The 18,248-nt window shown below is 71.0% G+C and carries 15 protein-coding genes and 2 pseudogenes; 9 read left to right on the top strand and 8 right to left on the bottom strand.

Features of this window, described 5'->3' with window-relative positions:
* From CCN44_RS26640 to CCN44_RS26625, 4 genes are all read left to right on the top strand, one after another.
* A partial coding sequence (locus CCN44_RS26640; protein WP_244203969.1) for a TraR/DksA family transcriptional regulator occupies positions 1-1,012 on the top strand: 1,012 nt, incomplete at its 5' end.
* A gap of 67 nt (positions 1,013-1,079) precedes the next feature.
* A complete protein-coding gene (gene lspA / locus CCN44_RS26635) occupies positions 1,080-1,730 on the top strand; it encodes a signal peptidase II (protein ID WP_086700219.1) in 651 nt (216 codons plus the stop codon).
* A 58-nt stretch (positions 1,731-1,788) separates the two neighbouring features.
* Entirely contained in the window at positions 1,789-2,733 is a 945-nt protein-coding gene (locus CCN44_RS26630; protein WP_059248819.1) for an RluA family pseudouridine synthase, read from the top strand.
* Complete coding sequence (locus CCN44_RS26625; RefSeq protein ID WP_086700216.1) at positions 2,724-3,197, top strand: GNAT family N-acetyltransferase; 474 nt, start codon at positions 2,724-2,726, stop codon at positions 3,195-3,197. Before CCN44_RS26630 ends, CCN44_RS26625 begins: the two co-directional genes overlap by 10 nt.
* A 130-nt stretch (positions 3,198-3,327) precedes the next feature.
* On the opposite strand, the gene CCN44_RS26620 is transcribed toward CCN44_RS26625, so the two are convergent.
* Together CCN44_RS26620 and CCN44_RS47890 are read right to left on the bottom strand one after the other, a co-directional pair.
* Positions 3,328-3,744, bottom strand: coding sequence for a hypothetical protein (locus CCN44_RS26620; RefSeq protein ID WP_086700213.1), 417 nt, complete (start codon positions 3,742-3,744; stop codon positions 3,328-3,330).
* A gap of 49 nt (positions 3,745-3,793) precedes the next feature.
* Positions 3,794-3,958, bottom strand: a pseudogene (locus tag CCN44_RS47890) (trypco2 family protein); the annotation flags it as partial.
* Positions 3,959-4,147: 189 nt separating this feature from the next.
* On the opposite strand from CCN44_RS47890, the gene CCN44_RS26615 reads away from it, so the two are divergent.
* Together CCN44_RS26615 and CCN44_RS26610 are read left to right on the top strand one after the other, a co-directional pair.
* Entirely contained in the window at positions 4,148-5,734 is a 1,587-nt protein-coding gene (locus tag CCN44_RS26615; RefSeq protein ID WP_059254922.1) for a Na+/H+ antiporter, read from the top strand.
* A gap of 190 nt (positions 5,735-5,924) precedes the next feature.
* Positions 5,925-6,665: an SDR family NAD(P)-dependent oxidoreductase gene (locus CCN44_RS26610; protein WP_059248817.1), complete on the top strand. Its 741-nt coding sequence runs from the start codon at positions 5,925-5,927 to the stop codon at positions 6,663-6,665.
* Positions 6,666-6,687: 22 nt separating this feature from the next.
* Here the strand turns inward: CCN44_RS26610 and CCN44_RS26605 are convergent, their stop codons facing one another.
* A complete protein-coding gene (locus tag CCN44_RS26605; RefSeq protein ID WP_059248816.1) occupies positions 6,688-7,794 on the bottom strand; it encodes a mechanosensitive ion channel family protein in 1,107 nt (368 codons plus the stop codon).
* 107 nt (positions 7,795-7,901) lie between these two features.
* On the opposite strand from CCN44_RS26605, the gene CCN44_RS26600 reads away from it, so the two are divergent.
* The gene (locus CCN44_RS26600) at positions 7,902-8,474 is read left to right on the top strand and encodes a dienelactone hydrolase family protein (protein WP_059254921.1); all 573 of its coding nucleotides are present in this window, start codon (positions 7,902-7,904) and stop codon (positions 8,472-8,474) included.
* A gap of 4 nt (positions 8,475-8,478) precedes the next feature.
* On the opposite strand, the gene CCN44_RS26595 is transcribed toward CCN44_RS26600, so the two are convergent.
* From CCN44_RS26595 to CCN44_RS26580, 4 genes are all read right to left on the bottom strand, one after another.
* Positions 8,479-10,149: an alkaline phosphatase D family protein gene (locus CCN44_RS26595; protein ID WP_086700209.1), complete on the bottom strand. Its 1,671-nt coding sequence runs from the start codon at positions 10,147-10,149 to the stop codon at positions 8,479-8,481.
* A gap of 154 nt (positions 10,150-10,303) precedes the next feature.
* Positions 10,304-11,146, bottom strand: a complete 843-nt coding sequence (locus CCN44_RS26590; protein ID WP_059254920.1) for a thioredoxin domain-containing protein — start codon at positions 11,144-11,146, stop codon at positions 10,304-10,306.
* 97 nt (positions 11,147-11,243) lie between these two features.
* Positions 11,244-11,948, bottom strand: coding sequence for a hypothetical protein (locus CCN44_RS26585; protein WP_059248814.1), 705 nt, complete (start codon positions 11,946-11,948; stop codon positions 11,244-11,246).
* Positions 11,949-12,016: 68 nt separating this feature from the next.
* Positions 12,017-13,342: a DUF2252 domain-containing protein gene (locus CCN44_RS26580; RefSeq protein ID WP_059248813.1), complete on the bottom strand. Its 1,326-nt coding sequence runs from the start codon at positions 13,340-13,342 to the stop codon at positions 12,017-12,019.
* A 224-nt stretch (positions 13,343-13,566) separates the two neighbouring features.
* Here CCN44_RS26580 and dnaE point away from each other — a divergent pair, with 224 nt between their 5' ends.
* Positions 13,567-17,106, top strand: a complete 3,540-nt coding sequence (gene dnaE / locus CCN44_RS26575) for a DNA polymerase III subunit alpha (protein WP_059248812.1) — start codon at positions 13,567-13,569, stop codon at positions 17,104-17,106.
* 133 nt (positions 17,107-17,239) lie between these two features.
* Here the strand turns inward: dnaE and CCN44_RS45165 are convergent, their stop codons facing one another.
* A complete protein-coding gene (locus tag CCN44_RS45165) occupies positions 17,240-17,407 on the bottom strand; it encodes a hypothetical protein (RefSeq protein WP_167404031.1) in 168 nt (55 codons plus the stop codon).
* A gap of 225 nt (positions 17,408-17,632) precedes the next feature.
* On the opposite strand from CCN44_RS45165, the pseudogene CCN44_RS26570 reads away from it, so the two are divergent.
* A pseudogene (locus CCN44_RS26570) lies at positions 17,633-18,248 on the top strand (NYN domain-containing protein); the annotation flags it as partial.

Genomic DNA, 18,248 nt, shown 5'->3' with positions numbered 1-18,248 from the left:
GACGGCTGCCACGAAGACGGCTGCCACGAAGACGGCTGTCACGAAGGCGGCGGCCAAGAAGACCGCCGCCAAGAAGACGGTGACCGCCGATGCGGTCGCCACCAAGACGGCCGCCAAGAAGGTCACCAAGAAGACCCCAGCCAAGAACACCGCAGCCGAGGAGGCGGTCGCCAAGAAGGCGGCGGCCGGGAAAACGGTTGTCAAGAAGGCGACGGCCGGGAAGACGGTCGTCAAGAAGCCGGCGGCCGGGAAGACGGCCGAGAAGGAGGCGGTGGCGAAGAGGACAGCCCCAGCCGCGAAGGCGGAAGCGAAGAAGGCGGTCACGAAGAGGACCGCCGCCGACGACACGGCTGTCAAGAAAACGGCCGCCAAGAAGGCGGCCGTCAAGGAAACGGCCGGCAGGAAGACCGCCGCCCGGAAGGCCGCCACCGGGAAGACAGCCGCCGACAAGGCCGCGGTGCGGGCGGCGGCCGAGAAGAGCACGGCCACGACAGCGGGCGCGGCGCGGGCCGCGAAGCAGACGGGAGCCACGACAGTGGTTGCGAAGAAGACTCCTGGCACGGCCACGGCGGCGCAGACCGCCGTTCCCAAAGCACGCGTCGCCGCGGCGGAGCCCGGCGAGCTGGCGGTGCGCCCCGGCGAGGACCCCTGGACCCCGGACGAGGTCGCCGAGGCCCGCGCGGAGCTGCAGTCCGAGATGCAGCGGTTGCAGGAGGAGCTGGACTCGTCCGAGGCGTCCCTGGTCGGGCTGATGCGGGACTCCGGGGACGGCGCCGGCGACGACCAGGCCGACACCGGCAGCAAGAACATCACGCGCGAGCACGAGCTGGCGCTGGCCGCCAACGCGCGCGAGATGCTGACCCAGACCGAGCGCGCCCTGGAACGGCTGGACGCGGGCACCTACGGCCTGTGCGAGAACTGCGGCGACCCCATCGGCAAGGCGCGGATGCAGGCGTTCCCGAGGGCCACGCTGTGTGTGGAGTGCAAGCAGAAGCAGGAACGTCGATCCTGAGCGTGAGGGGCCCTCGGGGCGTGCCGTAGTCTCGTCCTCAGTCAGGCACCTAGGTTGAGGGACTCACGTGGCAGAGGCGGAGCGCATCATCGGTACGCCGGACACCCCGGACGACGACGGCGAACAGACGGCGACGGCCGGAGCACCCGCCGGCTCCGGCGCGACCGGTCCGTCCGGGGAGCCCGGCGCGTCCGGCGCGGGCGGGCAGGACGGCCCGGCGCGGCGGGCCGGCCGAGGACGCCGGATCGCCGTGCTGTTCGCGGTGGCCGCGTTCGCGTACGCCCTCGACCTGATCAGCAAGCTGCTCGTGGTGTCCCGGCTGGAGGGCCACGCGCCGATCCAGGTCGTCGGCGACCTGCTGGAACTGCACGCGATCCGCAACCCCGGTGCCGCCTTCGGGTTCGGCGCGGCCTTCACGGTGATCTTCACACTGATCGCCGCGGCCGTGATCGTGGTGATCATCCGGCTGGCCCGCAAGCTGTACAGCTTCCCCTGGGCGGTCGCGCTCGGCCTGCTGCTCGGCGGTGCGCTCGGCAACCTCACCGACCGGATCTTCCGGGCGCCGGGCGTCTTCGAGGGCGAGGTCGTGGACTTCATCGCGCCCAAGGGCTTCGCGGTCTTCAACCTCGCCGACTCGGCGATCGTGTGCGGCGGCATCCTGATCGTGCTGCTGTCCTTCCGCGGCCTGGACCCCGACGGCACCGTCCACAAGGACTGACCCCGGGTTTTCCACAGGCTCGTGCGGAGCCGTCCGGCCCGTCCGGCATACTCGACGGGTGAGCACGATTCCCGAGATCCGTACCCTGCCCGTGCCCGACGGCTTGGAGGGCGAGCGCGTCGACGCCGCCATCTCCCGCATGTTCGGCTTCTCCCGCACGAAGGCGGCGGAGCTGGCCGCGGCCGGCAAGGTCCAGGTCGACGGCGCGGTGGTCGGCAAGTCCGAGCGGGTGCGCGGCGGCGCCTGGCTGGAGGTCGAGATGCCGCAGGCGCCCGCGCCGGTGCAGGTCGTCGCCGAACCGGTCGAGGGCATGGAGATCGTGCACGACGACGATGACGTGGTCGTGATCGTCAAGCCGGTCGGCGTGGCCGCGCACCCGTCGCCGGGCTGGTCCGGCCCCACCGTCATCGGCGGTCTGGCCGCCGCCGGCTACCGGATCTCCACCTCCGGCGCCGCCGAGCGCCAGGGCATCGTGCACCGCCTGGACGTCGGTACCTCGGGCCTGATGGTGGTCGCCAAGTCGGAGTACGCGTACACGTCGCTCAAGCGCCAGTTCAAGGAGCGCACGGTCGACAAGCGCTACCACACCCTGGTCCAGGGCCACCCGGACCCGACCAGCGGCACCATCGACGCCCCGATCGGCCGCCACCCGAACCACGACTACAAGTGGGCCGTCACGGCCGACGGCAAGCCGTCGGTGACCCACTACGACCTCATCGAGGCCTTCCGCGCCGCCTCCCTGCTGGACGTGAAGCTGGAGACGGGCCGCACCCACCAGATCCGCGTCCACATGGCCGCCCACCGCCACCCGTGCGTCGGCGACCTCACCTACGGCGCCGACCCCACCCTCGCCAAGCGGCTGCGCCTGACCCGCCAGTGGCTGCACGCCGTACGGCTCGGTTTCGAGCACCCCGGGGACGGCAGCTGGGTGGAGTTCGAGAGCGACTACCCCGAGGACCTGCAGAAGGCCCTCGACCAGGTCCGGGAGGAGACATGGGCGTGAGCGCGCCCTGCACCGTCCGGGTCGCCGAGGACCCCGCCGACCGCGCGGCCTGCTTCGCGGTCCGCAAGGAGGTCTTCGTGGTCGAACAGGGCGTCGCCGAGGACATCGAGTACGACGCCTACGACGCCGTGGCCGTGCATGTGCTGGCGGTGCGCGAGGACGGGCTGCCGCTGGGCACCGGGCGGCTGCTGCACGGCGAGGCGGCGGTCGCCAAGACCGGCGGGGACCCGTCGGTGGGCTCCCTGGGGCGGCTCGCCGTCTCCCGCGAGGCGCGCGGGCTCGGCGTCGGCGCGGCCCTGGTGCGCGCCCTGGAGGACGCGGCCCTCGCGCGGGGCCTCACGGCGGTGGACCTGCACGCACAGACCCACGCCCTGGGCTTCTACGAGCGGCTGGGCTACGCGGCGTACGGCCCGGAGTTCCCGGACGCGGGCATACCCCACCGGGCGATGCGCCGAGCCCTGTAGCGGCGCGGCTCGGGAGGCCCGGCGCGGCCGACGCGACGCGAAGCCGGGTGACCGATGCGCCCGCGGCGAGGCCGGGGTGAAACGACGCACGCGAGGCGAGGCCCGGGGTGGTCCGGGCCGGCGCCGTGGCTCACCCGGCCCGGTCGAGCAGCGTCGCGAAGCGCCGTGCCTGCTCGGCCGTGTCCGCGTCGGTGTCGGCGCGCGCGAGCAGCAGCTCGACAATCTCCTGCCCGTGCCCCTTCGACGCGGCGGCGACGAGACGCCCCTCGTACGCGCGGAGCCACTTCAGCGCATGGACCCCCGCCTGCCGCGCCTGGTCCGCCGAGAGCTGCTCCCTCGCGAGCAGGGCCCTGAGGACCAGGCGGGACTTGAACTGCGGCATGTGGGTGCCCAGCGGTGCGGGCCACGACGACGCGTTGAGCGGTCCCAGGACGTGCGCCGCCTGCTCGGTGCCCTGGTGCGCCGCCAGCCACCGGAGCGTGGTGCGCACCACCGCCCGCTGCTCGGCCGGCGTCAGATCGTCGCGGGTGAGCAGCTTCTTCAGCACGTAGTGGGCGTCGCCATGTTCTTGGACCCGCCGGAGACCCCCCGGAGAGCACCCAGAACTTCACGCCGCCCTCGGCCTGCTTCGTCTTCTTCACGGCGACGTGCAGCTCCAGGTCGACGGACTCGATCCGGAACCGGGCGTCCTCGTCCTTGGCCTGGGCACGGGCGGCCTCGATCTCGGATCGCAGCGAGGCGAACAGATCGGCGAGTTCGATGTCCGCTGTGAGAGAGCGTCAATCCTACGTGGACACAAGGAGGTTGACGGATCCTCTCCACCCCCGCCCGTGGTGGGCGTGCAGTGTATGCGAACACACCGGGTGCACGAAGCCGATCGGGGGGAATCCGCAGGTCGCGGTGGCAGACTTGAGGTCTGCCGTGTGATCGTCAACCACCGGAGCGCCTCCGTGGATCAGCTGGCTCTGTTGTTCGTGCTCCTGCTCGGGGCGCTCGTGAGCGTCCCGCTGGGGGACCGGTTCGGGGTGCCGGCGCCGGTGCTGATGACCCTGTTCGGCGGGGTGCTGGCGGTGGTCGAATTCGTACCCAACGTGGACATCCCGCCTGAACTGATCCTGCCCGGGCTGCTGCCGCCGCTGCTCTACGCCGCCGTACGCCGCACCTCGTGGCGGCAGTTCGCGGCCAACGTCCGCCCGATCTTCCTGCTGGCCGTGGCCCTGGTGTTCGTGACGACGGTGTGCGTGGCGTTCGTCGCGCACGCGATCGTGCCCGGGCTGCCGATGGCCGCCGCCGTCGCGCTGGGTGCCCTGGTCGCGCCGCCCGACCCGGTCGCCGCGACCAGCGTCGCGGGGCAGCTGGGGCTGCCGCGCCGCCTGGTGTCGATCCTGGAGGGCGAGGGGCTCTTCAACGACGTGACCGCGATCGTGCTGTACCACGTGGCGATCACCGCCGCCGTGAGCGGCGCCTTCTCGCCCTGGCGGGCCGGTCTCGACCTGGTGCTGTCCGCCGTCGTCGCGGTGGCCGTCGGCCTGGCGCTGGGCTGGGGCGCGAACAAGCTGATGGACCTGCTGGGCGATCCGACCCTGCAGATCGGCATGACCCTGCTGGTGCCGTACGCCTCCTACGTGCTCGCCGAGCGGCTGCACGGCTCCGGTGTGCTCGCCGTGCTCACCACGGCGCTCTTCCTCGCCGAGTACGCCACCGACGCCGACGACGTGATGACCCGGCTCGCCGGGCACACCTTCTGGGACATCATCGACACCCTCGTCACCGGCGTCGCCTTCGGGCTCATCGGTCTCGAACTGCACAACGCGATCCGCACGGCCCAGGGGCGGTGGGGCGAGATGCTCGGCCTGGCGGCGACCGTCGTGGGCGTGGTGGTCGTCGTACGGCTGCTGTGGCTGCTGCCGGCGACCTGGCTGACCAAGCGGCTGCACGCCCGCCGGGACTACGACGAGGAGATCCCGGTGAGCTGGCGGGAGACCGTCGTGATGTGGTGGTCCGGGATGCGCGGGGTGGCCTCGGTGGCGCTGGCGCTGGCCGTGCCGCTCCGGACGGAGGACGGGTCTCCGTTTCCGGACCGGGACGAGATCGTCTTCATCGCCTTCGGGGTCATCATCGCCACGCTGGTGGTGCAGGGGCTGACGCTGCCGTGGCTGGTGAAACGGCTCGGGGTGCGCGCCGACTCGGAGCGGGAGAAGGAGTTCGAGAAGGAACTGGCGGTGCGGGCCGCGAAGGCGGCGAAGCGCCGGCTGCGGGAGATCGAGCAGGTGGAGGAGCTGCCCGAGGAGCTGTCCGAGCAGATGCTGCGGCGGGCCTTCGACATCGGCATCCGGATCAGCCCGGACATGGGGGAGGAGGAGCGGCGGGAGGCGCAGCACCAGCGGGCCAAGCGGATCAAGCGGGTCCGGCGCATCCAGAACGAGATGCTCAGCGCCGCGCGGCACGAGGTGCTGGCGGCGCGCAGCGAGCCCGGGGCGGATCCGGAGATCGTGGACCGGGTGCTACGGCACCTGGATGTCCGCAGCCTGCGGTAGCGGTACGGCCGTCCGGGTCCGCCCGCGGTGGGCGGTACGGCCGTCCGGGCCTGCCCGCGCTGAGCGGTACGGCCGTCCGGGCCTGCCCGCGGTGGGCGGCGCGGCCATATGTGCCCCACCAGTCATACAAATGTGCCGACCCTGTGGACAACTCCCGGCACCGCCCGGACCGCGCTCGTACTCTCGGATCATGACTCGCAACATCGTGATCAGTGGCGGCGGTACGGGCATCGGGCTGGCGACGGCGCAGGCGTTCGCGGCGGACGGGGACCGTGTGCTGTTGCTCGGGCGGCGCCCCGAGGTCCTGGAGAAGGCCGGGGTGCCCGGGGCGCTCACCTACGCCGCCGACCTCTCCGAGCCCGACCAGGTCCGCGGCGTCGCCCGGTTCGTCGCCGAGGAGCTGGGCACCGTCGACGTGCTGGTGAACAGTGCCGGAGGCGCCGGATACCTGGAGCCCCCGGCCGGCAGCGACGACCCCCTGGACCGGGTCGCCCACGCCTGGACCGTCACCTTCCGGCAGAACGCCCTGACCGCCGCGCTCCTCACCGAGGCGCTGAAGAGCCGCCTCGCCGAGCCCGGCGGGCGGGTGCTGTTCCTCAGTTCCATCGCCGCCTACCGGGGTTCGGGCACGGGGGCCTACGCGGCCGCCAAGGCCGGGCTGCATCCCTACGCGCACGACCTGGCCCGGGAGCTGGGCCCGCGCGGCATCACCGTGAACGTGGTCGCCCCCGGCTATGTCGAGGACACCGAGTTCTTCGGGGACACCATGGACGACGCCCGGCGGCAGCGGCTCGTCGCCGACACCTCGACCGGTCGCGCCGGCATACCGGGAGACGTGGCCGGGACCCTGCACTGGCTGGCCTCGCCCGCCGCCGGCCACATCACCTCGCAGGTGATCCAGGTGAACGGGGGCGCCGAGCGAGGCCACTGAGCACCGGCCGGCCGCCGGCCCGTCAGCCCCGGCCGGTGCGCGGGAAGTCGTAGGCCCGGCGCAGGGCGGCGCCGTCGGGGGACGGGATGCGGTGCGGCGGGAGCACCGCGTCCGCGGTGTTCACCCGGGGCAGCGCGTAGGGGTGCTCCGCGGACAGCCAGGTGATCATCTCCTCGCGGACCGTGACCCGGACCGTCCAGATGTCGTCCGCGTCCTTCGCCGTCACCAGGGCGCGCACCTGGATGGTGTTCGGCGTGGTGTCCGTCACCTGAAGGCTGCACGCGCGGCCGTCCCAGGCCGGGCACGCGCGCAGGATGTCCCGCAGCTTCTCGCGCATCGCCTCCAGCGGCGCGCCGTGGTCGAGGTGCCAGTAGACGATCCCGGTCATCTGCGGGGTGCCGCGGGACCAGTTCTCGAAGGGTTTGGAGGTGAAGTAGGACACCGGCATGGTGATCCGGCGCTCGTCCCAGGTCCGTACCGTCAGAAAGGTCAGGGTGATCTCCTCGACCGTGCCCCACTCGCCGTCCACGACGACCGTGTCGCCGATCCGGACCATGTCCCCGAAGGCGATCTGCAGCCCGGCGAACATGTTCGACAGCGTCGACTGGGCCGCGACACCGGCCACGATGCCGAGGACCCCGGCGGAGGCCAGCAGGGACGCGCCCGCCGCGCGCATCGCCGGGAACGTCAGCAGCATCGCCGCCACGGCGACCACACCGACGATCGCGGCCACCACCCGCATGATCAGCGTCACCTGGGTGCGCACCCGCCGGACCCGGGCGGGGTCGTGGTGGGCGCGCGCGTAGCGGGTGTACGTGGTCTCGACGATGGCCGCCGCGATCCGGATCACCAGCCAGGCCGCCGCGCCGATCAGCACCAGGGTCAGCGTCCGGCCGACGCCGGTCCGGTGCTCCTGGAGCAGCTCGGCCTGGTCGTAGGAGCCTCTGAGCAGGGCCGCGCACAGCACCAGCTGGTACGGCACGCGGCCACGCCGCAGCAGACCCCACAGCGGGGTCTCGCTGTGCCGCTCGTCGGCCTTGCGCAGCAGCAGGTCCGTGGCCCAGCCGATGAGCACGGTCAGGACGACGGAAGCGCCGACCACGATCACGGGGCGGAGTATGGTCTCCATGCTTCCGAACGTAACCGGCTTCGGCGGGGCATGAACATGTGACTTCGGAACGTGCCTGGGTACGGCCGGGCTACGGCCCCGGCGGGCCCGGCTGGCACCATGGCCTCATGAACATCATGCTCTTTCACTCGACCTACGGGCTGCGGCCCGCGGTGCGCGAGGCCGCGGACCGGCTGCGCGCGGCGGGCCACGAGGTGTGGACGCCGGACCTCTTCGAGGGACGCACGTTCGACACCGTCGAGGAGGGCATGGAGTTCAAGGAGGCGATCGGCAAGGAGGAACTGCTGAAGCGGGCCGTGCTGGCGGCGGCGCCGTACTCCGACCGGGGGCTGGTGTACGCCGGGTTCTCGCTCGGCGCCTCCGTCGCGCAGACCCTCGCCCTCGGCGACGACAAGGCGCGCGGGCTGCTGCTCCTGCACGGCACGTCGGACATCGCGCCGAACGCGCACGTGGACGAGCTGCCGGTGCAGCTGCACGTGGCGGAGCCGGACCCGTTCGAGACGGACGACTGGCTGAGCGCCTGGTACTTGCAGATGGGCCGGGCGGGCGCCGACGTGGAGGTCTACCGGTACGCCGGGGCCGGGCACCTGTACACCGACCCCGGGCTGCCGGACTACGACGCCGAGGCCGCCGAGGCCACCTGGCGGGTGGCGCTCGGCTTCCTCGACACGCTCGACTGAGCGGCTACACCGGGTCGTAGGCCCGCTCGACCTTCTGCGTGCCGCTGCGGGTGCGGTACGAACGCAGCCAGCGGGAGGTGGCGTTCGCATCGGCGCGGTCGGACAGCACGTAGTAGTCCATCTGCGCCCGCTCGGCGGTGATGTCCAGCACGCCGTAGCCGTGCCGGTCGGTGTCCACCCAGTGGACGTGCCGGTTGGCGGCCTTGATGACCGGCGCGGCGACCGCGGAGACCGTGCCCTCGGGCACCTTCATGATGTCGTCCAGGTTGTCGGAGGTCACCGAGGTCACCACGAACTCGGTGGCCGCCGACGCCGACAGCGGGTAGGTGCCCGCGTCCACCGGCACGTCGTTGGCCCACGCCATGTGGATGTCACCGGTCAGGAAGACGGTGTTGCCGATGGCGTTGGCGCGCAGGTGGGCCAGCAGTTCGCGGCGGTCGTCGGTGTAGCCGTCCCACTGGTCGGTGTTGAGGGCGATGCCCTCCTGCGGCAGCCCGAGCAGCTTGGCGAGCGGCTTCAGCAGGTCGGCGGAGAGCGAGCCGACGGCGAACGGCGAGATCATCACGGAGTTGCCGACCAGCCGCCACCTGGTGTCGGAGGTCTTCAGACCCGCCTTCAGCCAGTCGAGCTGGGCGCGCCCGGTGAGCGTGCGGTCCGGGTCGTCCACCGAGCCGCTCGCCGTGGACGCCTGCTGGGAGCGGAACGAGCGCAGGTCCAGCAGCGACAGGTCGGCGAGCTTGCCGAAGCGCAGCCGCCGGTAGGTGGTCCCGGCGACGGCCGGGCGGACCGGCATCCACTCGAAGTAGGCCTGCTTGGCGGCGGCCTGGCGGGCGGCCCAGCTGCCCTCGGCGCCCTCGGTGTGGTTGCCCGCGCCGCCCGACCAGGTGTTGTCGGCGAACTCGTGGTCGTCCCAGATCGCGATGACCGGCGCCTTCAGGTGCAACGCCTGGAGATCCGGGTCGGTCTTGTACTTCGCGTGCCGGATCCGGTAGTCGGCGAGGGTGAGGATCTCGTTCGCCGGCGCGTGCGGGCGCACGACCTTGCCGCGGGTGCCGTACTCACCGGACTTGTACTCGTAGATGTAGTCGCCGAGATGCAGCCAGGCGTCGAGGTCGTTGCGTGCGGCGAGGTGGCGGTAGGCGGAGAAGTAGCCCGCCTCCCAGTTGGCGCAGGAGACCACGCCGAAGCGCAGCCCCGGCACGGCCGCGTCCGCCGCCGGCGCGGTGCGGGTGCGCGCCGCCGGGGAGTCGGTGCCGCCGGCCGAGAAGCGGAACCAGTAGTCGGTGGCCGGCTCCAGACCGCGGATGTCGGCCTTCACGGTGTGGTCGGAGGCGGCCGTCGCGGTGGTGGACCCCTTGGCGACAATGCTGGTGAACGCCTTGTCGCGGGCGACGACCCAGCTGACCTCGGTGTCCGGGCCGAGCCCGGAGCCCGGCAGCGCCTCCGGGGTGGGGGTCACGCGGGTCCACAGCAGGATGCCGTCGGGCAGCGGGTCGCCGGAGGCGACGCCGTGCAGGAAGGCGGGGGCGTCCGTGGCGGCGCGGGCCGGCAGCGCGGCGGCCAGCGGGCCGGCCAGGACAGCGGTCGCCGCCGCGGCCTTGACGACCGTACGGCGGCGGGGCAAAAGCGAGCCGAGGCCCTCGGGGGCCTCGGCTGATCTGTATCGACTGGTCACGAACGATCAGGTTACTGATCGGTACGATCGTCAGTGGGCGATCTCGGAAAAGTTCGCCCACTGTCCGACGGATCGTTACATGCCGGCGCGGCCTTGCGTCTTGGGGGTCCGGGCCGTGGGTGTCCAACCCTCGGGCACCCACGGCCCGGGCGGCCTACGCCTTGAGCGCCGCGTCCACCACACGGTTGAAGTCGGCCACCGACATGGGCGGGTTGCCCTGGCTGTCGGCGGTGAGCTTCTTGCCGTCGATGACGAAGCTCGGGGTGCCGGTGACCCCTTCCTTGTTGGTGTCGAAGCTCTTCGACATGGCCAGCGCCCAGGCGTCGTAGGTGCCCTTCGTCACCGCGTTCCGGAACTTCGCGTTGTTCTTCAGCGCCGGGACGGTGTCGGCCACCTCGATGAGGTAGTCGTCGCTCTTGAACTTGTCGTCCGTCTCCAGCGGGTGGAACTTGGCGGAGTAGAGCGCGGCCTTGTACTCCAGGAACGCCTCGGGGCTCACGTTCAGCGCGGCGCCCATGGCGCTCATCGCGTTCTTGGACCCCTCGCCGTTGCTGCCCAGCTTGCCCTTGCCCAGCGCGTCGCCGTCGAGGAACGTGCCGCCCACGAACTGGATCTTGTACTTGCCCTTGTCGAGGTCCTTCTCCACGGTCGGGCCGACGGTCTGCTCGAACTGGGCGCAGACGGGGCAGCGCGGGTCCTCGTAGATCTTCAGGGTCTTCTTGGCGCTGTCCTTGCCGATGACGACCGTGGTGCCGTCCTTGCCGGTGGTGTGGGCCGGAGCGGTGACCTTGGCGTCCTCCAGGCCCTCCCAGTAGCTCGGCTTGTTGGCCTGGACGACGGCGTAGCCGATGCCGCCGGCCGCGGCCAGGACGCCGACCACCGAGGCGGCGACGACCAGCTGCCGCCTGACCTTCTCGCGCTTGGCCTGCCGCTCGCGCTCCTGGCGCAGCCGCTCCCGGGCCGCCGTCTTCGCCGCCTGGCTGTTCCGCTTGCTCATCGTGGTGATCTCCATGTGGGACGCGCACATGTCGTACGCGGGATACGTGTGGGGGACTGGTCGTACTCAGCTGCCGTCCGCCGCGCGGGGCCGTCGCTCAGGCGAGGGCGGAGGCGAGCGCGGAGCCGGCGGGGCGGGAGCACGGCGGTCCCCGCCGTCCCAGGGAGTGCACGAGGATCCGGTCGCGGGCGGCGGCCCGGCGCGGGGCCGGGCGGGGCGGCCGGCGGGCCGGGAGCGGCCGTACGGCGACCGCGGCCACCGCCAGCAGCAGGGGCCGGAAGGTGGTGGCGGCGACCGCGCGCAGCAGCTGGGTCAGTGCCCGCTCGCCCCGGCGCAGCCAGGCGGCGGCGAGCAGGCCCACGCCGATGTGCGCGGCGAGCAGCAGCCAGGCGGCGGCCGGGCTGGCGTGGGCCAGCAGCGCTCCGGCGCGCTCGGGGCCGCCGGTCATCTGGGCCAGCGGGGTGCCCACCCGGCCCTCGCACAGCACGTTCAGGCCGACGGCCCGCAGCGGACCGGCGACCGGGCCGCCGGCCCGGCCGTAGCAGGCGTGCTGACCGGTGGTGAACACCGTGTCGGCGGCCAGCTCCAGCGGGATCAGCAGGGCCGCGATCCGGCCGAAACCCCGCTCCCGGCCCGCCAGCGCGTACGCGGTGACGAACACCCCGGCGGCGACCGCGCCCACGGTCGCCAGCGGCAGCGGGGCATGGGACAGCAGCACGTGCGAGGCGGTGCTGAGCGCCACGACGAACGCCGTGAACAGCGCCGCGCGCACGGCTCTGAGCTGAGTCCCGGATATGTCCATAGCGAGAGGAGAGTCTGTCACGTACGCGAGTAAGGGACCCCTAAAGGGTGCCTGTGAATCCGGGCGGGCTACAGCCCCGGAATCCGGCCGTTGCGGAACAGATCGACGAAGATCTGGTGGTCGGCACGCGCGCGTGCGCCGTAGGCGTGCGCGAAGTCCACCAGCAGGGGCGCGAAGCCCTCCTCGTCGGCCGCGATGGCCGCGTCGATGGCCCGCTCGGTGGAGAACGGCACCAGGGACTCGCCGGAGGTGTCGTCCGCCGCCGCGTGCATGGTGGCGGTGGCCCGGCCCAGGTCGGCGACGACGGCCGCGATCTCCTCCGGGTCGTCGATGTCGTCCCAGTCCAGGTCGACGGCGTACGGCGAGACCTCGGCCACCAGCTGGCCCGCGCCGTCCAGCTCGGTCCAGCCGAGCCACGGGTCGGCGTGCGCCTGCAGGGCGCGCTGGGAGATCACCGTGCGGTGGCCCTCGTGCTGGAAGTACTCCGCGATGGCCGGATCCGTGATGTGCCGGGAGACGGCCGGGGTCTGGGCCTGCTTGATGTAGATCACGACATCGTTCTCCAGGGCGTCGCTGTGCCCCTCCAGCAGGATGTTGTACGACGGCAGGCCCGCCGAACCGATGCCGATGCCCCGGCGGCCCACGACGTCCTTCACCCGGTACGAGTCCGGGCGGGCCAGGGAGGAGTCCGGCAGGGTCTCCAGGTAGCCGTCGAAGGCCGCCAGGACCTTGTAGCGGGTGGCCGCGTCCAGCTCGATGGAGCCGCCGCCCGGGGCGAAGCGGCGCTCGAAGTCGCGGATCTCGGTCATCGACTCCAGCAGCCCGAAGCGGGTCAGGGCGCGGGCGTCACGCAGCGCGTCCAGCAGCGGACCCTGCGCGGTGTCCAGCGTGAACGGCGGCACCTCGTCCCGCTTGGCGCCCGTGGCCAGGGCGTGGACGCGCTCGCGGTAGGCGGCGGCGTAGACCGTGACCAGGTCGGTGATCTGCGCGTCGCTGAGCGCCTTCGCGTACCCGATGAGCGCGACGGAGGCCGCGAACCGCTTGAGGTCCCAGGTGAAGGGGCCGACGTAGGCCTCGTCGAAGTCGTTGACGTTGAAGACCAGGCGGCCGTTGGAGTCCATGTAGGTGCCGAAGTTCTCCGCGTGGAGATCGCCGTGGATCCACACGCGCGAGGTGCGCTCGTCCAGGTAGGGCCCGCCGCGCCGCTCGGCGTCGAGGTCGTGGTAGAAGAGGGCCGCCGTGCCCCGGTAGAACGCGAAGGCGGAAGCCGCCATCTTCCGGAATTTCACCCGGAACGCCGCCGGGTCGGCGGCCAGGAGCCGGCCGAAGGCGGTGTCGAAGACGGCGAGGATCTCCTCGCCGCGCTGCTCCTCGTCGAGCTGGGGGACCGACATCGCGGGGTGCCTCCTGGTGCATTGCCTGTACGACAGCGTTTCTGTCGTTTCCAACGCACGAAGGTACGCGGAGGTGCCCGCCCGTCGCCCGGCCGCCACCCTTCATCGAGGCGCTTCGCGCCACAGTGTTCATCCCGGGTGTCAGTGGCGAGGCATAGACTTCGACGCTGACCCCCAGAACCGTCCGCAAGCCGTCGCCGAGTGTTTCCCCCGGAGGCCTCACCGTGTCAAAGCCGCCCTTCACGCACCTGCACGTCCACACCCAGTACTCGCTGCTGGACGGTGCCGCGCGGCTGAAGGACATGTTCAACGCGTGCAACGAGATGGGCATGACGCACATCGCCATGTCCGACCACGGCAACCTCCACGGGGCGTACGACTTCTTCCACTCCGCGAAGAAGGCCGGAATCACCCCGATCATCGGGATCGAGGCCTATGTCGCCCCCGAGTCCCGGCGCAACAAGCGCAAGATCCTCTGGGGCCAGCCGCACCAGAAGCGGGACGACGTCTCCGGTTCCGGTGGTTACACCCACAAGACGATGTGGGCCGTGAACAAGACCGGCCTGCACAACCTCTTCCGGCTCTCCTCCGACGCCTATGCCGAGGGCTGGCTGCAGAAGTGGCCCCGGATGGACAAGGAGACCATCGCCCAGTGGTCCGAGGGCATCGTGGCCTCCACCGGCTGCCCCTCCGGCGAGGTGCAGACCCGGCTGCGCCTCGGCCACTTCGACGAGGCTCTGAAGGCCGCCGCCGACTACCAGGACATCTTCGGCAAGGACAAGTACTTCCTGGAGCTGATGGACCACGGCATCGAGATCGAGCGCCGGGTCCGTGACGGCCTGCTGGAGATCGGCAAGAAGCTCGGCATCCCGCCGCTGGTCACGAACGACTCGCACTACACGTACGCGCACGAGGCGGGCGCCCACGACGCCCTGCTGTGCATCCAGACCGGCAAGAACCTCTCCGACCCCGACCGCTTCAAGTTCGACGGCACCGGCTACTACCTGAAGTCCACGGACGAGATGTACGCCATCGACTCCTCGGACGCCTGGCAGGAGGGCTGCGCCAACACGCTCCTCGTCGCCGAGATGGTGGACACCACCGGCATGTTCGAGAAGCGCGACCTCATGCCCAAGTTCGACATCCCCGAGGGCTACACCGAGGTCACCTGGTTCAAGGAGGAGGTCCGCCGCGGCATGGAGCGCCGCTACCCGGGCGGTATCCCCGAGGACCGCCAGAAGCAGGCCGAGTACGAGATGGACACGATCATCTCGATGGGCTTCCCCGGCTACTTCCTCGTGGTCGCCGACTTCATCATGTGGGCCAAGAAGCAGGGCATCGCGGTCGGCCCCGGCCGAGGCTCCGCGGCCGGCTCGATCGTCGCCTACGCCCTCGGCATCACCGACCTCGACCCGATCCCGCACGGCCTGATCTTCGAGCGGTTCCTCAACCCCGAGCGCATCTCGATGCCCGATGTCGACATCGACTTCGACGAGCGCCGGCGCGTCGAGGTGATCCGGTACGTGACCGAGAAGTACGGCGCCGACAAGGTCGCCATGATCGGCACCTACGGCACCATCAAGGCCAAGAACGCGATCAAGGACTCCGCGCGCGTGCTGGGCTACCCGTACGCGATGGGCGACCGCATCACCAAGGCCATGCCCGCCGACGTCCTCGGCAAGGGCATCCCGCTGTCCGGCATCACCGACCCCAGCCACCCGCGCTACAGCGAGGCCGGCGAGGTCCGCTCGATGTACGAGAACGAGCCGGACGTGAAGAAGGTCATCGACACCGCGCGCGGTGTGGAGGGCCTGGTGCGGCAGATGGGCGTGCACGCCGCCGGCGTGATCATGTCCAGCGAGACCATCACCGAGCACGTCCCGGTCTGGGTGAGGCACACCGACGGCGTCACCATCACCCAGTGGGACTACCCGAGCTGTGAGTCGCTCGGCCTGCTGAAGATGGACTTCCTGGGCCTGCGCAACCTCACGATCATGGACGACGCGGTCAAGATGGTGAAGGCCAACAAGGGCCTCGACATCGACCTGCTCTCCCTGCCGCTCGACGACCCCACGACCTTCGAGCTGCTCCAGCGCGGCGACACCCTCGGCGTCTTCCAGTTCGACGGCGGCCCCATGCGGTCCCTGCTCCGGCTGATGAAGCCGGACAACTTCGAAGACATCTCCGCCGTGTCGGCCCTGTACCGGCCGGGCCCGATGGGCATGAACTCCCACACGAACTACGCGCTGCGCAAGAACGGGCAGCAGGAGATCACGCCGATCCACCCCGAGCTGGAGGAGCCGCTCAAGGAGGTCCTGGACGTCACCTACGGCCTGATCGTCTACCAGGAGCAGGTGCAGAAGGCCGCCCAGATCATCGCGGGCTACTCGCTCGGCGAGGCCGACATCCTCCGCCGCGTGATGGGCAAGAAGAAGCCCGAGGAGCTGGAGAAGAACTTCGTCATCTTCCAGGCCGGCGCCCGCAAGAACGGCTACAGCGACGAAGCCATCCAGGCGCTCTGGGACGTGCTGGTCCCGTTCGCCGGCTACGCGTTCAACAAGGCGCACTCGGCCGCGTACGGCCTGGTGTCGTACTGGACGGCGTACCTGAAGGCGAACCACCCCGCCGAGTACATGGCCGCCCTGCTCACCTCCGTCAAGGACGACAAGGACAAGTCGGCGGTCTATCTGAACGAGTGCCGCCGCATGGGCATCCGGGTGCTCCCGCCGAACGTGAACGAGTCGGAGTCGAACTTCGCCGCCCAGGGCGACGACGTGATCCTCTTCGGCCTCTCCGCCGTCCGCAACGTCGGCACCAACGTGGTCGAGTCGATCATCAAGTGCCGCAAGGCGAAGGGGAAGTACACCTCCTTCCCCGACTACCTCGACAAGGTCGAGGCGGTGGTCTGCAACAAGCGCACCACCGAATCGCTGATCAAGGCGGGCGCCTTCGACTCGATGGGCCACACCCGCAAGGGGCTCATGGCCCAGTACGAGCCGATGATCGACAACGTGGTCGCGGTCAAGCGCAAGGAGGCCGAGGGCCAGTTCGACCTCTTCGGCGGCATGGGCGAGGAGACCAGCAGCGAGCCCGGCTTCGGCCTCGACGTGCAGTTCAGCGACGACGAGTGGGACAAGACCTATCTGCTCGCCCAGGAGCGGGAGATGCTCGGTCTGTACGTCTCCGACCACCCGCTCTTCGGCCTGGAGCACGTGCTGTCCGACAAGGCGGACGCGGGCATCGCCCAGCTCACCGGCGGCGAGCACGCCGACGGCGCGGTCGTCACCATCGGCGGCATCATCTCCGGCCTCCAGCGCAAGATGACCAAGCAGGGCAACGCCTGGGCGATCGCCACCGTGGAGGACCTGGCGGGCTCCATCGAGTGCATGTTCTTCCCGGCCACCTACCAGCTGGTGTCGACCCAACTGGTGGAGGACGCCGTGGTGTTCGTCAAGGGCCGGCTCGACAAGCGCGAGGACGTCCCCCGGCTCGTCGCCATGGAACTGATGGTGCCCGACCTGTCCAACGCGGGCACCAACGCGCCCGTGGTGCTCACCATCCCGGCCGTGAAGGTGACCCCGCCGATGGTCAGCCGCCTCGGCGAGATCCTCAGCCACCACAAGGGCGACAGCGAGGTCCGGATCAAGCTCCAGGGCCCGCGCAAGACGACCGTGCTGCGCCTGGACCGGCACCGGGTCAAGCCCGACCCGGCGCTCTTCGGCGACCTGAAGGTGCTGCTCGGCCCGTCCTGCCTGGCCGGCTGAGGCCCGTACGCCATGAAGGGGCGCACCCGAACCGGGTGCGCCCCTCGCGTGTGCCTGGGCTTCAACTGCCCGCCATGGGCTTTCAACTGCCCGCCATGGGCGTCAACTGCCCGTCGTGGGCTTCAACTGCCCTTTAGTTGTGACCGAAGCTCTTCTGCTTCTTGCGAGCGACATCCGCCGGGCTGCCCTCGATGTGCGGCACCGGCGACTCGTGCTCCTCAGCCGGAGGACGCTGTGCGCGCTCGGTCTGCTGAGCGCGGTTCTGCGGGCCGGACTGCTTGCGGTTCTTGTTCTTGGCCATGGTGATCTGCCTCCTGTGGGGGATCTAGGGGCCAGGGCCGGGACCAGATTCACATACGCTGACATCAAGCGCATGTCGGATAATTACCGTCTGTGACAGGGCAGCTGGGCGGACGAGAACCGGAAACGCCACGCCGAAGATCGAGTTCGGGCCGTTAACCCCCGCGCGGTCGGGCAGACTCGAAGGAAGTCCGAAGCAAAACCTCCCGGGAAGAGGGTGAGTCGCGTGGACCGCTGCATCGTCCTGGTGGACGCCGGGTATCTGCTGGGCGCCGCCGCCAGCCTCCTCGCCGGTGAGCCCTCACGATCCCGGATCACCGTCGACCACGCCGCACTGATCCAGGCCCTGCGGGAACGCGCGGAGTCCGACACCGAGCGCCCCCTGCTGCGCATCTACTGGTTCGACGGCGCCCCCGACCGGGTCCCCCAGCCGGAGCACCGCCGGCTGCGCGTGATGCCCCGGGTGACCGTCCGGCTGGGCGCCCTCACCCGCAGCGACGGACGCTGGGCCCAGAAGGGCGTCGACGCCGCCATGCACGCCGAGCTGACCGAGCTGGCCCGCAACCGCGCCTGCTCCGACGTCGTCCTGGTCACCGGCGACGGCGATCTGCTGCCCGGCATGATGGCCGCCAAGGAGCACGGCGTCGCCGTTCACCTGTGGGCCGTCCAGGCCGCCGACGGCGACTACAACCAGTCCGAGGACCTGGTCGCCGAGGCCGACGAGCGGCGGGTGCTGGACCGGGCCTGGATCACCCAGGCCGTCCGCGCCAAGGAGCTGACCGGCGTCTGCGCCCCGCCCCCGCGCCCCGCCCCGAGATCGCCGCGATCCTCTCCGCGCCGCT

It is taken from the genome of Streptomyces tricolor, from assembly GCF_002155905.1.
Classification (GTDB): Bacteria; Actinomycetota; Actinomycetes; order Streptomycetales; family Streptomycetaceae; genus Streptomyces; species Streptomyces tricolor.
The sequence above is the reverse complement of the archived record's forward strand: the minus strand, read 5'-3'. Positions and strand labels throughout refer to the sequence as shown.

Coding starts and splice junctions, on each gene's coding strand:
- CCN44_RS26625 (WP_086700216.1), top strand. CDS start 2,724: ATGGGCGTGAGCGCGCCCTGCACCGTCCGGGTCGCCGAGGACCCCGCC.
- CCN44_RS26610 (WP_059248817.1), top strand. CDS start 5,925: ATGACTCGCAACATCGTGATCAGTGGCGGCGGTACGGGCATCGGGCTG.
- CCN44_RS26605 (WP_059248816.1), bottom strand. CDS start 7,794: ATGGAGACCATACTCCGCCCCGTGATCGTGGTCGGCGCTTCCGTCGTC.
- CCN44_RS26600 (WP_059254921.1), top strand. CDS start 7,902: ATGAACATCATGCTCTTTCACTCGACCTACGGGCTGCGGCCCGCGGTG.
- CCN44_RS26590 (WP_059254920.1), bottom strand. CDS start 11,146: ATGAGCAAGCGGAACAGCCAGGCGGCGAAGACGGCGGCCCGGGAGCGG.
- CCN44_RS26585 (WP_059248814.1), bottom strand. CDS start 11,948: ATGGACATATCCGGGACTCAGCTCAGAGCCGTGCGCGCGGCGCTGTTC.
- CCN44_RS26580 (WP_059248813.1), bottom strand. CDS start 13,342: ATGTCGGTCCCCCAGCTCGACGAGGAGCAGCGCGGCGAGGAGATCCTC.
- CCN44_RS45165 (WP_167404031.1), bottom strand. CDS start 17,407: ATGGCCAAGAACAAGAACCGCAAGCAGTCCGGCCCGCAGAACCGCGCT.